This is a genomic window from Rhizobium sp. BK312 (assembly GCF_014193605.1).
Classification (GTDB): domain Bacteria; phylum Pseudomonadota; class Alphaproteobacteria; order Rhizobiales; family Rhizobiaceae; genus Rhizobium.
Genome location: NZ_JACHZP010000007.1, coordinates 230,670 through 247,970, shown reverse-complemented (window position 1 = coordinate 247,970; position 17,301 = coordinate 230,670). Strand labels below are relative to the sequence as shown.

Annotated in this window: 17 protein-coding genes; 8 read left to right on the top strand and 9 right to left on the bottom strand. The window is 60.2% G+C overall.

Annotation, left to right across the window (positions count from 1 at the left end; all coding sequences use genetic code 11):
- Position 1: 1 nt before the first annotated feature.
- Positions 2 to 472, top strand: a complete 471-nt coding sequence (locus tag FHT85_RS20980) for a GNAT family N-acetyltransferase (RefSeq protein WP_112337292.1) — start codon at positions 2 to 4, stop codon at positions 470 to 472.
- Between the two features lie 22 nt (positions 473 to 494).
- Complete coding sequence (locus FHT85_RS20975) at positions 495 to 2,522, top strand: beta-N-acetylhexosaminidase (RefSeq protein ID WP_183774286.1); 2,028 nt, start codon at positions 495 to 497, stop codon at positions 2,520 to 2,522.
- 82 nt (positions 2,523 to 2,604) lie between these two features.
- Here the strand turns inward: FHT85_RS20975 and FHT85_RS20970 are convergent, their stop codons facing one another.
- Positions 2,605 to 3,825: an ROK family transcriptional regulator gene (locus tag FHT85_RS20970; protein WP_112337291.1), complete on the bottom strand. Its 1,221-nt coding sequence runs from the start codon at positions 3,823 to 3,825 to the stop codon at positions 2,605 to 2,607.
- Positions 3,826 to 4,101: 276 nt separating this feature from the next.
- Here FHT85_RS20970 and FHT85_RS20965 point away from each other — a divergent pair, with 276 nt between their 5' ends.
- Positions 4,102 to 4,350, top strand: coding sequence for a hypothetical protein (locus FHT85_RS20965; protein ID WP_112411274.1), 249 nt, complete (start codon positions 4,102 to 4,104; stop codon positions 4,348 to 4,350).
- Positions 4,351 to 4,501: 151 nt separating this feature from the next.
- On the opposite strand, the gene FHT85_RS20960 is transcribed toward FHT85_RS20965, so the two are convergent.
- Positions 4,502 to 5,134, bottom strand: a complete 633-nt coding sequence (locus FHT85_RS20960) for a lysozyme inhibitor LprI family protein (protein ID WP_112337289.1) — start codon at positions 5,132 to 5,134, stop codon at positions 4,502 to 4,504.
- A 167-nt stretch (positions 5,135 to 5,301) separates the two neighbouring features.
- Between FHT85_RS20960 and FHT85_RS20955 the strand changes: the two genes are divergently transcribed.
- A complete protein-coding gene (locus tag FHT85_RS20955; protein WP_112411276.1) occupies positions 5,302 to 5,808 on the top strand; it encodes a hypothetical protein in 507 nt (168 codons plus the stop codon).
- Positions 5,809 to 5,886: 78 nt separating this feature from the next.
- Here FHT85_RS20955 and FHT85_RS20950 read toward each other — a convergent pair whose 3' ends face one another.
- The gene (locus tag FHT85_RS20950) at positions 5,887 to 7,155 is read right to left on the bottom strand and encodes an FAD-dependent monooxygenase (RefSeq protein ID WP_112411277.1); all 1,269 of its coding nucleotides are present in this window, start codon (positions 7,153 to 7,155) and stop codon (positions 5,887 to 5,889) included.
- A 39-nt stretch (positions 7,156 to 7,194) separates the two neighbouring features.
- On the opposite strand from FHT85_RS20950, the gene FHT85_RS20945 reads away from it, so the two are divergent.
- The 3 genes from FHT85_RS20945 to FHT85_RS20935 all read left to right on the top strand — a co-directional run bounded on the left by FHT85_RS20945 (position 7,195) and on the right by FHT85_RS20935 (position 10,514).
- A complete protein-coding gene (locus FHT85_RS20945) occupies positions 7,195 to 7,677 on the top strand; it encodes a MarR family winged helix-turn-helix transcriptional regulator (protein ID WP_246780048.1) in 483 nt (160 codons plus the stop codon).
- Positions 7,678 to 7,806: 129 nt separating this feature from the next.
- A complete protein-coding gene (locus tag FHT85_RS20940; protein ID WP_112411279.1) occupies positions 7,807 to 9,390 on the top strand; it encodes a diguanylate cyclase domain-containing protein in 1,584 nt (527 codons plus the stop codon).
- Positions 9,391 to 9,551: 161 nt separating this feature from the next.
- A complete protein-coding gene (locus tag FHT85_RS20935; RefSeq protein WP_112337285.1) occupies positions 9,552 to 10,514 on the top strand; it encodes a S1C family serine protease in 963 nt (320 codons plus the stop codon).
- Positions 10,515 to 10,571: 57 nt separating this feature from the next.
- Here the strand turns inward: FHT85_RS20935 and FHT85_RS20930 are convergent, their stop codons facing one another.
- The 6 genes from FHT85_RS20930 to ltnD all read right to left on the bottom strand — a co-directional run bounded on the left by FHT85_RS20930 (position 10,572) and on the right by ltnD (position 16,132).
- The gene (locus FHT85_RS20930) at positions 10,572 to 11,348 is read right to left on the bottom strand and encodes an SDR family oxidoreductase (protein WP_112411280.1); all 777 of its coding nucleotides are present in this window, start codon (positions 11,346 to 11,348) and stop codon (positions 10,572 to 10,574) included.
- Entirely contained in the window at positions 11,345 to 12,331 is a 987-nt protein-coding gene (gene denD, locus FHT85_RS20925) for a D-erythronate dehydrogenase (RefSeq protein WP_112411281.1), read from the bottom strand. The genes FHT85_RS20930 and denD overlap by 4 nt, the downstream gene beginning before the upstream one ends.
- A 200-nt stretch (positions 12,332 to 12,531) precedes the next feature.
- Complete coding sequence (locus tag FHT85_RS20920; protein ID WP_183774283.1) at positions 12,532 to 13,296, bottom strand: hydroxypyruvate isomerase family protein; 765 nt, start codon at positions 13,294 to 13,296, stop codon at positions 12,532 to 12,534.
- 2 nt (positions 13,297 to 13,298) lie between these two features.
- Positions 13,299 to 13,949, bottom strand: coding sequence for a 3-oxo-tetronate 4-phosphate decarboxylase (gene otnC, locus FHT85_RS20915; protein ID WP_112411283.1), 651 nt, complete (start codon positions 13,947 to 13,949; stop codon positions 13,299 to 13,301).
- A complete protein-coding gene (gene otnK / locus FHT85_RS20910; protein ID WP_112411284.1) occupies positions 13,946 to 15,220 on the bottom strand; it encodes a 3-oxo-tetronate kinase in 1,275 nt (424 codons plus the stop codon). Before otnK ends, otnC begins: the two co-directional genes overlap by 4 nt.
- A 3-nt stretch (positions 15,221 to 15,223) precedes the next feature.
- Positions 15,224 to 16,132 carry an L-threonate dehydrogenase gene (ltnD, locus tag FHT85_RS20905; protein WP_112411285.1) on the bottom strand — a complete coding sequence of 303 codons (909 nt, stop codon included), beginning with the start codon at positions 16,130 to 16,132 and terminating at the stop codon, positions 15,224 to 15,226.
- 168 nt (positions 16,133 to 16,300) lie between these two features.
- Between ltnD and FHT85_RS20900 the strand changes: the two genes are divergently transcribed.
- On the top strand, positions 16,301 to 17,299 hold the full coding sequence (locus FHT85_RS20900) for a LacI family DNA-binding transcriptional regulator (protein ID WP_112411286.1): 999 nt from the start codon (positions 16,301 to 16,303) through the stop codon (positions 17,297 to 17,299).
- Positions 17,300 to 17,301: the final 2 nt, after the last annotated feature.

Sequence of the window (17,301 nt, the reverse complement as noted above, 5' to 3'; positions counted from 1 at the left end):
CTTGGACTATCTGGTCAATCTATCGACCCTGCCGATCGACACCCAGTCGCCGGAGCGCATGGCGAAGGCAGGCGTCACCATTCGGCGGGCACTGCCGCCCGAGTTGAGGCTTATCACCGGTTGGGTGGCGGAACATTTCAGCCAGGGCTGGGCGAGCGAGACGACGGTCGCGATGAGCCGCCAGCCGCCGACATGCTTTATCGCCACGCGCAATCGGGAGCTTGTTGGCTTTGCCTGCCACGAGGCGACGGCACGCGGCTTCTTCGGCCCGACCGGCGTCGACGAAAGCGTTCGCGGCCTCGGCATCGGGCGCGCGCTGCTGTTTGCCTGCCTCAACGACCAGAAGGCTATGGGCTACGCCTATACGGTCATCGGCGATGTCGGCCCGTCGGAATTCTACGAGAAGACGGTCGGCGCGATCCAAATCCCCAATTCCGCACCCGGCATCTACGCCGGCATGCTCAAACTTTGAACGATACCTTCAGGAAGAGAGAATGCTCATGTCGACACCGCGATCCTTGGCTTTGCGGCTTGAAACAACCTGGAACCCGCCGACGGACGATAAGGAATTTTCCTATGTCCTGCGGCTGAAGAACTTGTCATCAGAGCCGCTTTCCGGATTCGCGCTCTGCGTCAGCGGCCCCGGCCGCGTTGATCCTGCCGGCATCGTCGAGGGCGCAACGGTCACGAAACGGCTGTCCAATTTCACCGAATTCCAGCCGCCGGAAGGCTTCATACTGGCTGGTGGTGAGACATGGACCATTACGGTTCATGCTTTGAGCTGGCCCTTCCGTCACTGGACGGATGGTGCCACCAGTGCTTATCTGGCGCTTTGCGATGGAACTGCCGTATCCCTTGCCACTGAGCCGACGCGCACATCGTCAAGCAATGCGCCTTTGAAGCGCGGCGCCGAAATCTATCCCGTTCCGGCCAATCCTCCTGTTCCACTAGCGATCATTCCCTGGCCGAACCGCGTTGCGGTTTCGTCGCGCCGTCCGCTGCCGGCGGGCTTTGCGCTAAAGGCGACGACACCAGAAGCACAGGCGGCGGCTGCAAGCTTCACGGCTCTCGTAGAGCATCTCTTCGCGGCCGAGGGACTTGTCCGCGCCGAGACGGAAGGCGCTGCAACGGTGGTGCTGCGTCAAACGGAAGGTCTAGGCCCCGAAGCCTATAGGCTGGAGTTTGCCTCGGAGAGCGTCACCGTCGAGGCGAGCACCCAGACCGGCTTCGTCTATGGCCTCGTGACCATCGGCCAGATCTGGCGCGGGGCACGCCTGCATCCACAGGCTTTCCATTTCCCGGCCGCCGGCGAGATCGTCGACGAGCCGTCCATGAGCTGGCGCGGCCTGCATCTCGACGTCTCGCGCCAATTCTACGGCACGGCTGAAATCAAGAAGCTGATGGCGGTTCTTGCCTGGAACAAGCTCAATCGCTTCCATTGGCACCTGTCGGACGACGAATCCTGGCGTGTGGAGATCGACGCCTATCCGGCATTGACGGAGATCGGCGCATGGCGGGGCCACGGACTGCCGTTGCCGCCGCTTCTCGGCTCCAGCCCGGCTCGCACCGGCGGCTATTATACCAAGGCGGCCGTGCGCGAGATCGTCGCATACGCCAAGGGCTTCGGCATCGAGATCCTGCCCGAGATCGATATGCCCGGCCATTGCTATGCGATGCAGCAGGCAATCCCGGAGCTTCGCGATCCGAACGAGGTCGGCAGCTACTATTCGGTGCAAGGCTTCCCGGACAATTGCGTCAATCCGGCGCGCGAAAAGACCTATGAGGTTATCGAGACCATCCTTTCCGAACTGATCGAACTCTTCCCGTTCAAGACGATCCATATCGGCGCCGATGAAGTGCCGCTTGGCGCTTGGTCCGGCTCGCCGGAGGCGCTTGCCCGTCTGCGCGAACTGGCCGGCGACGAGTTAGCGGACGCCCATGCCACGCGCCTGAACGTCATCACCAACACGCACGGGGCCGACGATATTCACGGCTCGGGTGCTGCTATCCTGCAGGCCGAATTCCTGGAGCGTATCCAGGCGTTTCTTGCCTCGAAGGGCTGCATAACTGGCGGTTGGGAAGAGGCGGCGCATGGTGACAGGATCGACAAGGACAAGAGCTATCTCTGCAGCTGGCGCAACGTCGAAGTGGCGGCTGAACTCGCTGGACGTGGCTACGAGATCGTCGTCTGCCCTGGCCAGGTCTATTATCTCGACATGGCGATCCGCCCGGACTGGGACGAGCCGGGCGGCAGTTGGGCCGGCTATTCTGATGCGGAGAAGATCTACACCTTCGATCCCGTCGGCGGCTGGACGGATGCACAGAAGGAGAAGCTTCGCGGCATCCAGGCCTGCATCTGGTCGGAACCGATGACCGACCGCGCCGTTTTCGACCGGCTCGTCTTCCCACGTCTTTCGGCGCTGGCGGAAACCGGCTGGACCAAGCCTTCGGCCAAATCCTGGGAGCGGTTCAAGGCGCTCGCGGGCACGATGCCGCTGCTTTACGGCCTGCATCAATTTTGACAGCTTGATGCACGGCCCTCAGGCGCGACCCAGCCGGGTCGCGCCTGAGCAAGGTTGCCAGAACGCAGGTCGAGCCGCTTGCCTAGCCTATGACGGCGCGGTGCGTCAGCGGCTTCTGAAGCACATCGAATTGAGGGTTGGTTTCCGAGAAAATGGGCAAGGCCGCCGCGCCGAGGATGGCGGTATCCTTGCCGGTGGCGCCGATCATCAAACGGGGAATGGTGCGCTTTTCCATCGGATTCACTGGAGTGTACAGCGGCTCCACGCGCTCGGCCAGTCCGATCATGAGGGATGTGGGAGCGCTGCCGCCAAGCACGATCGTCTGCGGATCAAAGGCCAGTTCGAGGAAATCGATCGTCTGTCGAAGCGGCTGCACAGCCTGTTCCAACCAGACCTCCAGGCCGCGGCTGTTGGCCGCAATCATCGCGTCCAGTTGATCCGGGTCCAGCTCCTGCGCATCCTCGATCTCCAGACATTCGTAGGCGACGGATGGCGAGACATAGCGGTCGAGACAGCCGCGCTTACCGCAGGTGCAAAGCCTGCCATGCGGCTCGACGATGATGTGGCCGATTTCGCCGGCATTGGCACGGCTGCCCTTGTAGAGGTGGCCGTCGAGGAACATGCCGGCGCCGATGCCGCCGTCACCCGCCAGAAAGAGATAGACGAAGCTTCCGAGGCCGCGGGCAACACCATGGAGCCGCTCGCCGATCGCCGCCGCTGTGGCATCGTTTTCGACAAGCACAGGCAGGCCGATCAGGCGTTCGAGTTCACGGGCCACGGGAAAATCCTGCCAGCCCGGCAGGTTCAGTGGGCTTAGCGAGGTGACGCCGCCATCGGCGTAGCGCCCGGGCAGGGCAATGCCGATGCCCAGCAACCGGGCGCGATCGAAGGAAAAGGCTTCCTGCAGATCCCTGACGATCTCGGCAAAGACCGGCATTGCCTCGATCGGTCCCGGCCTGTCGACATGGCGGTCAATGCGGGCGCAAACCGTGCCGGAAAGATCCGTGAGTACCCCGGCCGCACGCTGGCGGCCGAGTTCGAGGCCGATGGAGTAGGCTCCCATGGGATTGATGGTGTATGGGATGATGGGCTGGCCGCGGGCGATCTTCTGTGCCTCCATCGGGATGAGGAGGTGCGAACGCGCGAGTTCCTCCACGATATTCGAAACCGTCTGTGTGGTCAGTGCTGTCATGCGCGCAATCGCTGCGCGCGACATCGGCCCGTTGGTGCGAATGGCCTCGATCACGACACGCCGATTATGCGATTTGGCCTGTTCGAGATTCGTGCCTGAAATTGTCTTCATGGGAGGACCGGAGATGACTTTATTTTATGTTGTTGCTTGCCACGCTTTGCCATGGCGTGGAGGAGGGGCCGCATGCCGCTTCTGCGTCTATATGTAGTTTCTATGCTTTTGCCGATGCGTTCAAGCGGCGATCAATTGAGGTTGCGCCGTTTGAACGGGAGTGCATAGCGCTTTTTCTCTTCTATAGATGATCCGCGCGTCTCTTTACTGCGGCTGACATTGCGTTAGTGTCTGGTTACCTCGGCCTTTTGCCGCGGTAAGCCCCGGAGGAATTCGATGATCAGACTGCTCGGAATCGCCATTATCTCGACCTGCATTGCCGGTGGTGCGATGGCGGCGGATGCGACATGCAAGGCCCAGGCCGCCGACAAGAAGCTGGCAGGCGCCGCTTTGACCAGTTTTACCAAGAAATGCGAGAAGGATGCCGCAGCCGCCTGCGATACCCAAGCAGCATCGAAGAAGCTTGCTGGCGCCGCAAAGACCAGCTTCGTCAAGAAGTGCACGTCCGACGCCACTGGCAGCTGATCGCCCAATTTTTCGTCTTGTCTCAAGAGGCTTCGGCCGCCGTTGGCGGCCGGATCAAAAAGCGCCTCGCTACCGACGTCGATCCGGCGATCGGTATATTCCAGTCTCGCGAGCTATGCTTCATCCAGCAGGCAACCGAGTTCGGATCATATTATTCCTTGCGGTAGGTACCTTTCAGGGTCACGCCATCGGCAAAATCACACACACCCGCCTGTGATACGCGCCATGTCCTTGCGTTGAGACGGTCGAGGCCGATCTTGCACGCTTCTCTGGTGAGTTCAGCGTGCTCCCTCGTCAGCGGGACGACACCGTCGATGCCATCGGCATTGACGTCGCCCGCGTCGGCTCCGCCGGGACCGACAAAGGTCGAGGCGAGCGAGACCGCGAGGAAGCCCCCAACCGGCCCGAAGATCGCGAGATGACCCTCATTGCCGTCAGTGCTGTTCGACTGGAAGTCCATAGATGCGCTTTGTCCACCCTTGGTCCTCAGAAGAGACGCGATCCGGTCGTCGTAGGCCTGTCGAATGCATTCAGCGTCGCTGCAGGACTGTAGCGTCGTAATCCAGTGCCGTTGCTGTTCCCGGATTTTGCCCGCATCGTCGTGCTTCAGCGCGGCAGCATAGAGATCGCTCACAATCGCATCCCGGGCCAGCAGCGATTTGTCCCGACAAATCATGTGGTCACCTGTCGAACCAGGTTTTGCGCAATCGATCCCTGCGGCCTCGACGTTCATGGCAAATAAACCGATGATGGCCACCGCCGAGGGCGATCTTGCAATCTTCATGGGTACCTCCATCCTCCGACACCGAAGCTAATTATGGCTGCTGGCGGTTTCGTAAAGGTCATCCCGGCAGACGGCCAAACTCGGCAAATGTCGCACCGGTGTTTGAAGATCGTCGATATTCTCCTAGTTTGGACAATCTGAGCGGATTGATGTTGATGGGAGGTCGCGTGGAAGGCGAAACGCAATTGTCCGGCAGGATCACGTTCCTGATTGTCGGTTCCTTGTTTCTTGCCATTGCCATAGCGATGGGAGCCTTGGCACTTCACCTTTATCGGACCTACGCAAACGCGACCGCCATGGCAGCATGCACGGTTTTCTCCTGGGGCTTCGGCAGCATGCTCATTTCGATGGTGCTCGTGCTTCTGACTTCGAGAAAGAAGGTTAGGGGCAGGCTCGTCACCAGACGCGGCAAGGTGACGGTCAGGCTCGGCAATAGGTTCCCAGGCTTCAATAGTCACGTGACCGGCGATGGCGTCGAAGCCGAAGGCGAGGCGGGGGTACCCATCACAAGCGTAATCCCCTCTCTTTTCCTGATCGCCTCCTCGATCGGCTTGGCACTTCTCGGCCTCTTCCTTTTCGGCCGGCATCGGCTCGATCTTATCGGATCGGGAATGTTCATCGCATTCGTGATCTATATTGCAAATTGGAGCAGGCTGGCTTGGCCGCGGAGATAGCTTTCTTGTGTCGACGGGGGAGAAACTTCGCCGGCTATTCTCGCCTTCCTAGATCGGTTTCAACAGATCGATCGAATGTCAGGCGGCATCCTTGCGACCGCTTTCGAACGAGGTATTTGCCTCCAGCGGATCGAGATCGACCCGATATGCGAACAATCTACGGCTAGCTCTGACGGTCATCGGAATAAGCAGAGGCAGAAGCAAATCTCGCAGAAACAGGCTAAGCCGACTGTTTTTTCGTTTCCTGGAAGCATTTTGCCGGGTGAGCTTCACTACGCGGGCAATACGCGGGCGCCGCAGGGCCTCATAGCGGGCAAAGGCTGCGCCGTAGTCGAGCGTCGCTGCGAGACAGGATGACAAGACTACCGCATCTTCTATTGCCATCGAGGCACCCTGGCCGGCATGTGGGCCGATGGCATGTGCGGCGTCGCCCAGCAAGACGACACGCCCGGTCGACCAGACCGGAAGCTGCGGCATATCGAAGATGGGATAGCTGCGCTCGACCTGACCGACGGCTTGAAGGATCGATCTGTTTGGTTCGGGATCGTCGGCATGCACGTGACGAACGTGAGCGGTGAGTGCTGCCGGTTCCAGTGCGCGGACTGTGTCCGGTGTATCAGCGGGGAAGGAATCGAACCAATATACGGGATGGGATGCCGTCTTGATGTAGCCGAAGAAGGCTTTCTCGCCGAAGGTCATGCGCATGACGCCATCCGTAGCCGGTATGTCGGCATCGACGATGCCGCCTGTGCCGATCAGGCCGGTAAATTGCGGCTGGGGATAATCCGGAAATATTTGTGTACGGACGAAGGATCGCAGTCCGTCGGCGGCGACGAGCATGTCGACGGCAAGACCAGTCCCTTCGGAGAAATTAAGCGTTACGGCATGCGCATGATTGTCGACCTTGGTCACGCGCCGGCCAAATTGTATGGTGATGCCTTCGGCTTGGCACTTTTCGATCAGGATGCCTGTGAGAACGCCGCGCCTGATGGTGACGGCGGGCGTGCCGAATGCCGCCAAATGGTCGCTCTGGTCGATGAGCGCGAGCCTTTTTCCGCGGGCGTTGCAGAGCTCGATGGCGCGGGTTTCCAATCCCTCGCGCAATACTTCTTCGTAGCAATCCACCGCCCGCAGCCCGTTCATGCCGTTGGACGCGAGCGTCAGAAACTCTCCTTCGGACAAGGCGGCTTCCTTGGAGCGGGCTTCGAACAGCATCGGATGAAAGCCAAATCTTGCCAGCCGGAGTGCGAGCACAAGCCCGCCTATGCCGGCGCCGCATATGCCAATCGTCGCCTCGGAGTTTGTCGCTCGATTCATGGTTGCGGCAGGATCGTCAATGGGGCACATTGGTTCTTCCTTCTAATGGTTTGATAACTGAATTATTCGATGATCGAAGAAAAGTCAAATGAAGAACAGCACCGCCTCGTGGAGGCGATCAGCCTCGCTTGTATGCGCTGGCAGGAGGCGACCGAGAGCTTCGACGAAACCTTCGGCAAGCTGCATGGGCTCAACAGCGCCGAGCGGCGCTGTCTCAGCGTAATCATGCGCGCGCCGCAGCCCGCAAACGCCGTCGCCAAGGCTATCGGCCTTGCACCGCCATCGGTTACTGCCTTGATCGATCGCCTTTCGGCCCGGGACCTTCTCCACCGCGTTCCCGATCCGAACGACCGGCGTCGCGTGCTGGTGGCACCGTCCGAGAAGGCGATCAGGCTGGGACAAGAAGCCTATGGCCCAATCGAGCAGGCCGGCGCGCAGATGCTTAAACAGTTTTCCGAGGCGGAAAAGCAGGTGATCTTGCGCTTCGTCACGCAAGCCATCGAGATGCAGGAGCGAGAGCTCGAGCGGCTGTTGCAGCAGGACAAGAGCTGAATTCAATCGCCGGCGGACGATACTCCGATTTTAGGAACGCGGTACGTCTTGTCATGATCTACGACATTTCTTTACTATCCGATGTTATAGTCGGGCTTGGGGTTAAATTTGAAGGCCCGCTGGGAGAAGATGCTGGACGCGGAAATCGTCGCATTCCTGGAAGCGTGTCCGATGGCGGCACTTGTGCTCGACGCCGTCGGCACGATCGTCTTCGCCAATGCGGGAGCCCTGGAGCTCTTTATCCTTTCAGATGCGCCTCACGACCTATCCGTCTCGGATTTGATACCGGAGTGGCCGCTGCCGGGCGCTGCGTCGCAGCCATTGCTCGTGACAGGCGCCGGCCATCGACGGGATTGCCGGGTCAACGTCATGACTTGGCCCTCGGCGTCAGGAAGGTTGACGGCGGTTCTTATCGAACCAGGGAGCGAAGACCGCCATGCTGCGGTGGCGGCGAGAGAGGCCAATCTGCGCCTTCGATATGTGATCGAGATGCTGCCGGAAGCGGTCTGCGTCTTCGATGCGAGTGATCGCTACGTTCTGTGGAACGAGAAATATGCGGAGCTCTATCCGGATATCGCCGATCACCTCAAACCGGGCATCGCTTTCGAAGATATTCTTAAGATCAGCCTTGCAAGCGGCCGCATGCCGGAGGTTGTCGAAGACAAGGATATGTGGCTGAAGCAGCGCATGCGAAAGTTTCGCCAGCCGGTTTCACAGGAGGAGCAGCAGCTCCAGGATGGGCGATGGCTTCGGCATGATGATCGGCGCACGCCTGACGGCGGGGCCATCGGAATGCGGATAGACATTAGTGAGCTGAAACAGCGCGAAGAGCGGTTGCGGCAGCTTTTCGATGCCAATCCGATGCCGATGCTCCTATGCGATGGCAGCAATCTGCAGATTCTTCAGGTCAACCGGGCAGCTATCGACTTTTATGGCTTTTCAAAAGCGACGCTGCTCTCGCGGAGGGCGTGCGACATGCATGCCGAGAGCGAGGCGGATCGCTTTGCAGATGGGCTTCTCGAACTCGAAGGCGATTGCGAGGCCAGAACCGTCTGGCGGCAGAGAGTGGCCGATGGGTCGGAACGCCACGTGCTTGTTTACGTTCGATTGCTCCACGAAGGCCTGGAACGCCGCCTCCTGCTGACCATTGCCGATGTCAGCGATCGCATTCTCGCGGAGGCCGAAGCCAATCGCCTGGCACGGCACGACATGCTCACCGGATTGCCGAACCGGATGTGCTTCTACAAGGCTCTCGATGACGCCTTGAAGGTAAATAACGGAAGGAGCGTCGCCGTTTTCTGTCTTGATCTCGATGGGTTCAAACCGGTCAACGACACTTTCGGCCATGCTGCCGGCGACGAGGTTCTCAAGATGGTGGCCGAGCGGCTGCGTGGTGCGGCCAGAGGCCACATGGTTGCGCGCTTGGGCGGTGATGAGTTTGCCATCCTGATGACCGGGGAAGTGGGCGATGTCGCCGATGTGGCGAAGGGTTGCATTGCTGCCTTCAAATCCTCCTTTCGCATTGAGGGCACCACCGTCGATATCGGTATCAGCATCGGCGTTTCGGCGGCGCCGGAGAATGGCGAGAACGGAGAAGTTCTGATTCAGGAAGCGGACCGCGCGCTCTACCGAGCCAAAGCCAACGGCCGGAACACATGGCGCATGGCGAGCAGTGACCACCGCCAACAGACTGTTTCAGCACGCGTGAGATAAGAGGCGGTCCAAAAACGCACGGGCATATGTGGCTCTTGAACTTGGCTTGATCTCTCCTCATTTCAGTAGTCACTGTTTCAATCTGTCGAACCGACAGCCTCCTGCTTTTCAACAGTTGCTGCCGTTCCTCTATGCGACGCGTCCGCGTCGGAGGAGTTTTCATGGGCTTTATTGATCGCGACATCCAGCCGTCATCCGATGCCGGGCTGCTGGATGCCTATTCTCAGTCGGTATCGAGTGCCGTCGATCTCGTCGGTCCGGCCGTCAGCCGCATCGAGCGTTTGGGCGGCCGTACCGGACATGGCTCGGGCTTTGCCATTTCGCCTGATGGCCTGGTCGTCACCAACAATCATGTCGTCGACGATGCCAAGGCGGTACGCATCAAGACCCCGGAAGGGGCGACCGTTGAGGGCAGGGTGCTTGGGCGCGACCCGGATACCGACCTCGCTCTCATTCGCGCCAACGACTGGCCGGGCAATTGGGCGCGACTTGGCGATTCCAAATCGCTGAAGCGTGGTCACATCGCGATCGCCATCGGCAATCCGCTTGGCTTCGAATGGACCGTCACCGCCGGCATCGTCTCGGCGCTGGGCCGGTCGATGCGCGCGGCCAGCGGTCGGCTGATGGAAGATATCATTCAGACGGATGCCGCCCTCAATCCCGGCAATTCCGGCGGTCCGCTGGTTTCTTCCGCCGGCGAAGTGATTGGCGTCAATACCGCCGTCATTCAGGGCGCCCAGAGCATCGCGTTTTCGGTCGCCTCTAATACGGCGAAGCATGTGGTGTCCGAAATCCTGCGTTTCGGCCATGTCCGGCGTGCTTATATCGGCATTGCCGCTGATACGGTCGAGCTGCATCGGCGCATCGCGCTCGAGGCCGGCGTCACACATTCGACCGCCGTGCGTCTGCGTCGTGTCGAGAAGGATAGTCCGGCCGAAAAAGGCGGCTTGCAGGAGGGTGACTACCTGCTTGCCATCGATGGACACGCCGTCTCCGGCATAGATGATGTCGTCAGGCTACTTGATGGCGACAAGATCGGCATGGAGATCGAGGTCTTGATCTTCAGCGTTGCCGGCCTGATCGAGCGAAGGCAGGTCAAGCCTTCGGCACGACCTGCCATCTAACGAATGGTGCTAATCCTTGAGACGGCAGCATTGCACTCGCGGTGCTGCCGTTCTCTTTTATCCTCTTCCGACAAGCGGCATCTTCGTTGCCATTACAGTCATGGAAAGAACATTGGCGTCGAGCGGCAGGGTTGCCATATAGACGACGGCGCGGGCAACATGCTCTGCCGAAATCGTCGGCTCCGCTGCGGTCTCGCCATTTGCCTGCAGCACGCCGGCACTCATCCGCGCCGTCATGTCGGTGGCGGCATTGCCGATATCGATCTGGCCGCAGGCGATGTCGAAGGGACGACCGTCGAGCGCCGTCGATTTCGTCAGGCCGCTGATCGCATGTTTCGTGGCCGTATAGGGTGCGGAATGCGGCCGCGGTGTCGTCGCTGAGATCGAACCGTTGTTGATGATGCGGCCGCCTTGCGGCGCCTGGGCTTTCATCAGGCGGAATGCCTGCTGCGTACAGAGGAACGCGCCCGTCAGGTTCGCACCGAGAATGGCGTTCCATTGCTCGAAGCTCAGCTCCTCCATCGGCACGGCCGGCAGACCCATGCCGGCATTGTTGACCAGAAGGTCGAGGCGGCCATAGCGGTCGGCGATCATATCGAAAAGGCTGCGGACCGATGAGGGGTCACTGACATCGGCGGCAACCGCAAGAAATTCCGTTCCGGTCTCCTCGGCAAGCTCGCGGGCAGTTTTTTCTAGAACGTCAGCCCTGCGTCCTGAGATGACGACCTTGAAGCCTGCCGAGCCGAGCGCCTTGGCGATGGCTCGACCGATGCCCGTGCCGCCACCAGTCACCAACGCGATCGCATTTTTTACATCCGATGATGCCTGCGTCATACGACCCTCCCGTCCAGTTCATCTTCGATATGCGCCCGCAGGATCTCGTCGAAGCTCTGTTCGGCCTTGAAACCGAGATCGGTCGCACGCTTGGCGTCGAACTGTGTCGCCCAACCGGAAACGATGCGCTCGATCATCGGATCCGGCTCGCGGCGGATGAGCGCAACCGCCTTGTCGCCACCGACACGCCGGAGCGCATCGATCTCATCAGAAACAAGCGCCGAAAGTCCCGGCATGGTGAGATTGCGACGCGGCCCGACCTTCGCCGTATCGAGCGTTGCGGCGTGCACGAAGAAGCCGACGGCGGAGCGGGGACTTGCAAACCAGTGCCGCACCGTATCGCTGACGGGCAGAACAGCCTCCTTGCCGACCAACGGTTCACGCAGGATGTTGGAAAAGAAGCCGGAGGCCGCCTTGTTGGGAGTGCCGGGGCGCACGCAGATGGTCGGCAGTCGGATGCCGATGCCATCGAAAATGCCGCGGCGTGAATAATCGGCAAGCAGCAGTTCCGTAATTGCCTTCTGCGTGCCGTAGCTCGTCAGCGGCGCGGTCAGGAATTCGTCACCGATGACATCGGGGAAGGGGGTGCCGAACACGGCGATGGAAGAGGCGAAGATGACGCGTGGGGTATAGGCCGATTTCAGGCCTTGCTGGCGAATGGCTTCGAAGAGTGCCCGCGTGCCGTCGAGATTGACGGAGTATCCCTTGTCGAAATCGGCCTCGGCCTCGCCCGAAACGATGGCGGCGAGATGGAAGATCATATCCGGACGGTCTTCGATGAGCTTTTCCGCAACACCAGGGCTCGCAAGATCGATCGTTAGGGCTTTTGATATGGATTGAAGCGCTTCCGGCAACGGCGGCTGGAAGGCATCGACCAGCGTCAGGTGATCGATAGCCTTGCCGAGAATCGTTGGGTCGTCGGCGATGCGGTTGACGAGCTTGCGGCCGACCATGCCGGCAGCGCCCAGGATCAAAACATGCATATTGGATTTTCCTCCCAATAGAGCAATTCCCGGAAAAGTGCTTAGCGGTTTTCCATCCGGAATTGCGAGAAAACAAGCAGACGGAGCGGCTCAAGGATTCAATGAAAAGCTGAACCACTCCAAACTGATATCAGTCTTCGGGATCGATCCCGAGCAAATGTCTTTGATGGCCATCCGGCATTGAGGATGCCAATCACCTTTTATTTGAATGCCTGCAGCCAGGCGAGCCCTGCCTCCGTCGTGGTTACCGGCCGATATTCCGCGCCGATCGGCCTGTCATAGCCAAGCTTCTCCAGGAACTGCAGAATATGACGGTAGTCGATCTCCCCGTGGTCCGGTTCCCGTCTATCCGGAACAGCGGCGATTTGGATGTGGCCGATTGCCGCCATATGATCCTGCAGCCTGCGGGTCAGGTCGCCCTGCATGATCTGGAGGTGATAGCAGTCGAACATCAGCTTGAGGTTGGCGGCATCGATCGCGGCTATGATATCGAGTGCCTGATCGGCAGTCTGCAGGAAGTAGCCTGGCGCATCGCGATAGTTGAGCGGCTCGATCAGGATCGTCGTCCCCGTCTTGTCAGCGCGTTCGCAGGCATAACGCAGATTGGCGATGAAAGCGCCCCGTGCCTCGTCGCCGGCGGCCTTGCCCGCCATCACATGCACGTTTCGCGCGCCGATGGCCGCTGCATAATCGATCGCCTGATCGATGAGACGACGGGCTTCATCCTCGCGGCCCGGAACGGCGGCAAGTCCATTGTCACCGGCCGCGATATTGCCGCGGGCGGTGTTGAGGCCGAGCATGGAAAGACCAGTCTCCTCCAATGCCTGACGCACGGCTTCAGCGGGCGTGTCGTAGGGGTAATGGCATTCCACCGCATCGAAGCCGGCGCGCTTGGCGGCGCGGATAGCGTCGGGAAGGGAAAGCTCCTGCCATAGGAAACCCAGATTGGCCGAAAAGCGCGTCATGGTCAGTCCCATTCCACATCATAGGTGCGGATGAGATCGGCGATCTGCGCCTCCGTCAACAGCGAAGGATTGGCCCCGCGTGTCAAGATGGCAAGCTTTGCCGTCTCTTCCAGTTCTTCAATTGCATAGACAGCCGCTTCCAGATCTTTCGCAGAAACGACAGGTCCATGTGCCGCCAGCATGACGGCGCTGCGCTTGCCGGCCAGTCCGCGAATGGCATCGCCCATCGCCGGGTCGCCCGGCATGAAATAGGGCAGGAGTTTTACTTTGCCGAGCTTCATGATCGAATAGGCCGTCAACGGCGGCAGCATGTTGTCGACATCGACGCCGGGCAGGATCGAGAGGGCCACCGAATGGCTCGAATGGAGATGAACGACGGCGCCCGTCTTCTTCGGCCGTGTCTCATAGAAGGCGGCATGCAGCGGCATTTCCTTGGTCGGCTTGTCGCCGCCGATCAGACGCTCTTTGTCGTCGAATAGCGAGAGGCGTGCCGGATCGAGGCGCCCGAAGGAACTGCCCGTCGGCGTCACCAAAAGCCTGCCGTCGCTGAGGCGTGCCGAAATATTGCCCGAAGAACCGGCGGTCAGCCCGCGGTCGTAGAGCGACTTGGCCATCATGCATATCTGTTCGCGCAAGTTCGCTTCTTCGCTCATGCCGTCTCCAATCGGTCGAAAGCGTCCGCAAAGAAGGTTTCTTTGCCGAAATTGCCGGATTTTAGAGCTAGAGCGACTGTTTCACCTCCAAGGGTCGTGAAAGTCCAAGGCACGCCGGGTGCGATTTCCGGCCCGAGAGTCAGATGCGCCGCGCCGAGCGCCTGCGTGATTGCACCGGACGTCTCGCCGCCTGCAACGACGAAGCGGCGCGTGCCGCAATCGAAGGCCGTGCGGGCGATCACGGAAAGAGCGTCCTCGACCACTTTGCCTGCCTTGTCCCGCCCCAAACGTTCTTGCGCCTGCCGCACTTCATTAGGCTCGGCGGTGGCGTAAATGAGTTTCGGCGCGTCGGGGGATTGCTGGCGCAGCCATTCCAGCGCGGTACCGGGGCCTTCCTCTGCAAGCGCGATCGGATCGAGCCGCAGGCTGGCGACCTTGCCGGCGTAATTGGCAACCTGCTTCCGCGTCATGGCAGAACAGCTACCGGAGAGCACGATCGAACCGCCGGTGATCTTTGGCAGTGCCTGTCGATGTTCGGAAAGGCTGACGAGACCTTCCTCCATGTAGAATTGCGGAAGCTGGCCGGCAATCGCGCTGCCGCCTGTCACCAGCGGCATGTCGAAAGATGCTGCTGCGATCGTTCGAAGATCGTCGTCGGATACAGCATCGACGATTACATGCCGAATGCCGTCGTTGCCGAGTTGTGCCAACTTTGCTCTCAGCGATTCCGCTCCCTTCGAGACAATATTATGGTTGGCAAGGCCGACAGCGCCATTCACCTGCGGCATCAGAAGCCGTACAAGGCTTGAATCGCGCATCGGCGTCAGCGGATGGTCCTTCATCGGACTCTCCGACAGAAGCTGTTCGCCGACGAAAAGATGACCCATGAAGATGCTACGCCCATTTTCCGGAAAGGCTGGGCAATGGATCGCCTGGGTCGCGCCGGTCTCCGCCATCAGCATATCCGCGACCGGACCGATATTGCCTTCGGCCGTGCTGTCGAATGTTGAGCAATATTTCCAGAAGAAGCGACTCGCTCCCGCTTCCTTGAGCCAATTCAGTGCTTGCCGGGCCTGCTTCACGGCGGCCTCGACCGGCGATGTCCGGCATTTGAGGGCGATGACTTCAAAAGCCGCCGTCTCGTTCGGGTAGCGTCTGTCTTGCGGAATGCCGATCCGCAGCGAAACGGGCAGTCCGCCGCGCGCCAGCAGCGCGGCAAGATCGGTCGCTCCGGTAAAGTCATCCGCGATACAGCCAAGCAGGAGTGTCATGGCCTACCCCTTAACGCCCGGCAGGCTGGCGCCGCTCCTGGCGGCCAGAATCTTCGCAACCGCGGCGTCATCCTCCAGGCCCAGGCCCGCCTCCGATGCTTCGACGAAGAGATCGAGCGCCGTTGTTGCGAGCGGAGTGACGGCACCCGCTTTGCCGGCCTCGGATGTAACGATGCCGAGGTCCTTGACGAAGATATTGACCGCCGAGCGCGGCGTATAATCGCCGGACACGATGTGTTCGCCGCGGTTTTCGAACATCCACGACGAGCCGGCGGATACGCAGATCACGTCATAGAGCGTTTTCAGATCGATGCCGGCCTTGGCGGCAAGCGTCATGGCTTCTGCCGTTGCGGCAATATGCACGCCGGCCAGCAACTGGTTGATCATCTTGACTTGCGAGCCGGCGCCGGGGCGATCCCCGAGGCGGAATACCTTGGCGGAGATAGCCTCGAGCACTGCGGATGCCTTATCGAAAACCTCGGGCATGCCGGATGCCATGACGGTAATCTCACCCGAAAGCGCACGGACATGGCCGCCGGAGACGGGAGCGTCGATGACGAGCATGCCAGCTGCCTCCAGTCTTTCGGCAATGGCGATCGTGGCGCTCGGGGCCATGGTGGTGCAGAGCAGGAACACGGTGGAGGGCCGTGCGGTCTTCAGCGCGCCGTCCTGGCCGAAAAGCACGTCTTCGACCTGCTTGCTGTTGACGACATAGACGAGGATCACGTCGGCATCTTCTGCCGCTGACGCCGGCGTCGTGCAGGGCGTACCGCCGTTCTCTGCAAAACGGGCGAGGACCTCGCTGCGAACATCGCAGCCGCGCACGGCAAAGCCCGCTTTCAGAAGGGAAAGAGCAGCGCCCCAGCCCATGGACCCCAGGCCGATAATGGCTGCCTTCTTCGTGTTCTGCACGGTGCTACCTCTGCTATTTTCAACTATGTTACCGATACCGGTATCGGTAACATAGCTTTATTTTCCCCGGAATTGTCAATAGGCTGATGTTTGCCTTTTCGCGGAAACATTCTATGAAGAAGAGCGGCATCGTGCCAGCCGCTATGGGTCATCGAGGGTTGCTTGGGGATGCGCAAACCCACTCTGGAGGAAGTCGCGATCGAGGCGGGCGTCAGCAAGATGACGGCATCGCGCGCCTTGCGTGGCGTAGCCGACGTCTCCAGCGAAACGCGTGACAGGGTGATCGAAGCGGCAACGCGGATGAATTATGTCGGCAACAGGCTGGCGCTCTCCTTGTCCTCGCAACGCACAAACCTAGTCGCTGTCGTCGTTCCCAGCATGTCGAACATCGTCTTTCCAGAGGTACTTGCCGGTATTTCCGCCGGGCTCGATGGTTCCGGCATGCAAGCCGTGTTCGGCATATCCGACTATGACATGGCAAAGGAGCGCGAGATCATCCGCGACATGCTCTCCTGGCAGCCTTGCGCCATCATCGTCACCGGGCTCGATCAACCGGAGGAGACGGTGGAGTTGCTCCGCCACGCCAATATTCCGGTCATCCAGCTCATGGATCTCGACGGCACGCCGATCGATTTCAATGTCGGATTGTCTCATGGTGCGGCGGGAGAGAATATGGCCGAAGCGTTGATTGCGGCCGGGCGAAGACGGTTCGGTTATGTCGGCAGTGCCCTGGCTCGAGATCTGCGCGCGCGCAAGCGAAAGGCCGGCTTCGAGCGCGTCCTGCATGCGCATGGCCTTGGGTTTGCCGGGCAGCGGACCGATGACGTCTTTTCCTCGATCGCGCTCGGAAAGCAGCTCACGACATCGTTGCTTGCGGCGGTACCAGACCTCGATTGCATCTATTATTCCAATGACGATATGGCGAGCGGCGGCTTGTTTGCCTGCATGGAACTGGGGGTTGCGGTTCCTGATAAAATGCTGATTGCCGGCTTCAACGGGCTGGATCTGGTCAATTCCTTGCCCGCGCCGATCGCAACCTCGCGCTCGCCCCGGCGCGCTATCGGTGAGGCTGCGGCGCAATTGGTGCGCCAAGCAGTCGGGATAGGCCGGGAACCGATGCGGAAAACAATAGTGTTCAAGCCGACGATCGTGGGAATTGACGGTTAAGA

What these genes read in the sequence shown, in the direction of transcription:
- FHT85_RS20975 (WP_183774286.1), top strand. Translation starts at nt 495, where the DNA reads ATGCTCATGTCGACACCGCGATCCTTGGCTTTGCGGCTTGAAACAACC.
- FHT85_RS20970 (WP_112337291.1), bottom strand. Translation starts at nt 3,825, where the DNA reads ATGAAGACAATTTCAGGCACGAATCTCGAACAGGCCAAATCGCATAAT.
- FHT85_RS20965 (WP_112411274.1), top strand. Translation starts at nt 4,102, where the DNA reads ATGATCAGACTGCTCGGAATCGCCATTATCTCGACCTGCATTGCCGGT.
- FHT85_RS20960 (WP_112337289.1), bottom strand. Translation starts at nt 5,134, where the DNA reads ATGAAGATTGCAAGATCGCCCTCGGCGGTGGCCATCATCGGTTTATTT.
- FHT85_RS20950 (WP_112411277.1), bottom strand. Translation starts at nt 7,155, where the DNA reads ATGTGCCCCATTGACGATCCTGCCGCAACCATGAATCGAGCGACAAAC.
- FHT85_RS20945 (WP_246780048.1), top strand. Translation starts at nt 7,195, where the DNA reads ATGATCGAAGAAAAGTCAAATGAAGAACAGCACCGCCTCGTGGAGGCG.
- FHT85_RS20940 (WP_112411279.1), top strand. Translation starts at nt 7,807, where the DNA reads ATGCTGGACGCGGAAATCGTCGCATTCCTGGAAGCGTGTCCGATGGCG.
- FHT85_RS20935 (WP_112337285.1), top strand. Translation starts at nt 9,552, where the DNA reads ATGGGCTTTATTGATCGCGACATCCAGCCGTCATCCGATGCCGGGCTG.
- FHT85_RS20930 (WP_112411280.1), bottom strand. Translation starts at nt 11,348, where the DNA reads ATGACGCAGGCATCATCGGATGTAAAAAATGCGATCGCGTTGGTGACT.
- denD (WP_112411281.1), bottom strand. Translation starts at nt 12,331, where the DNA reads ATGCATGTTTTGATCCTGGGCGCTGCCGGCATGGTCGGCCGCAAGCTC.
- FHT85_RS20920 (WP_183774283.1), bottom strand. Translation starts at nt 13,296, where the DNA reads ATGACGCGCTTTTCGGCCAATCTGGGTTTCCTATGGCAGGAGCTTTCC.
- otnC (WP_112411283.1), bottom strand. Translation starts at nt 13,949, where the DNA reads ATGAGCGAAGAAGCGAACTTGCGCGAACAGATATGCATGATGGCCAAG.
- otnK (WP_112411284.1), bottom strand. Translation starts at nt 15,220, where the DNA reads ATGACACTCCTGCTTGGCTGTATCGCGGATGACTTTACCGGAGCGACC.
- FHT85_RS20900 (WP_112411286.1), top strand. Translation starts at nt 16,301, where the DNA reads ATGCGCAAACCCACTCTGGAGGAAGTCGCGATCGAGGCGGGCGTCAGC.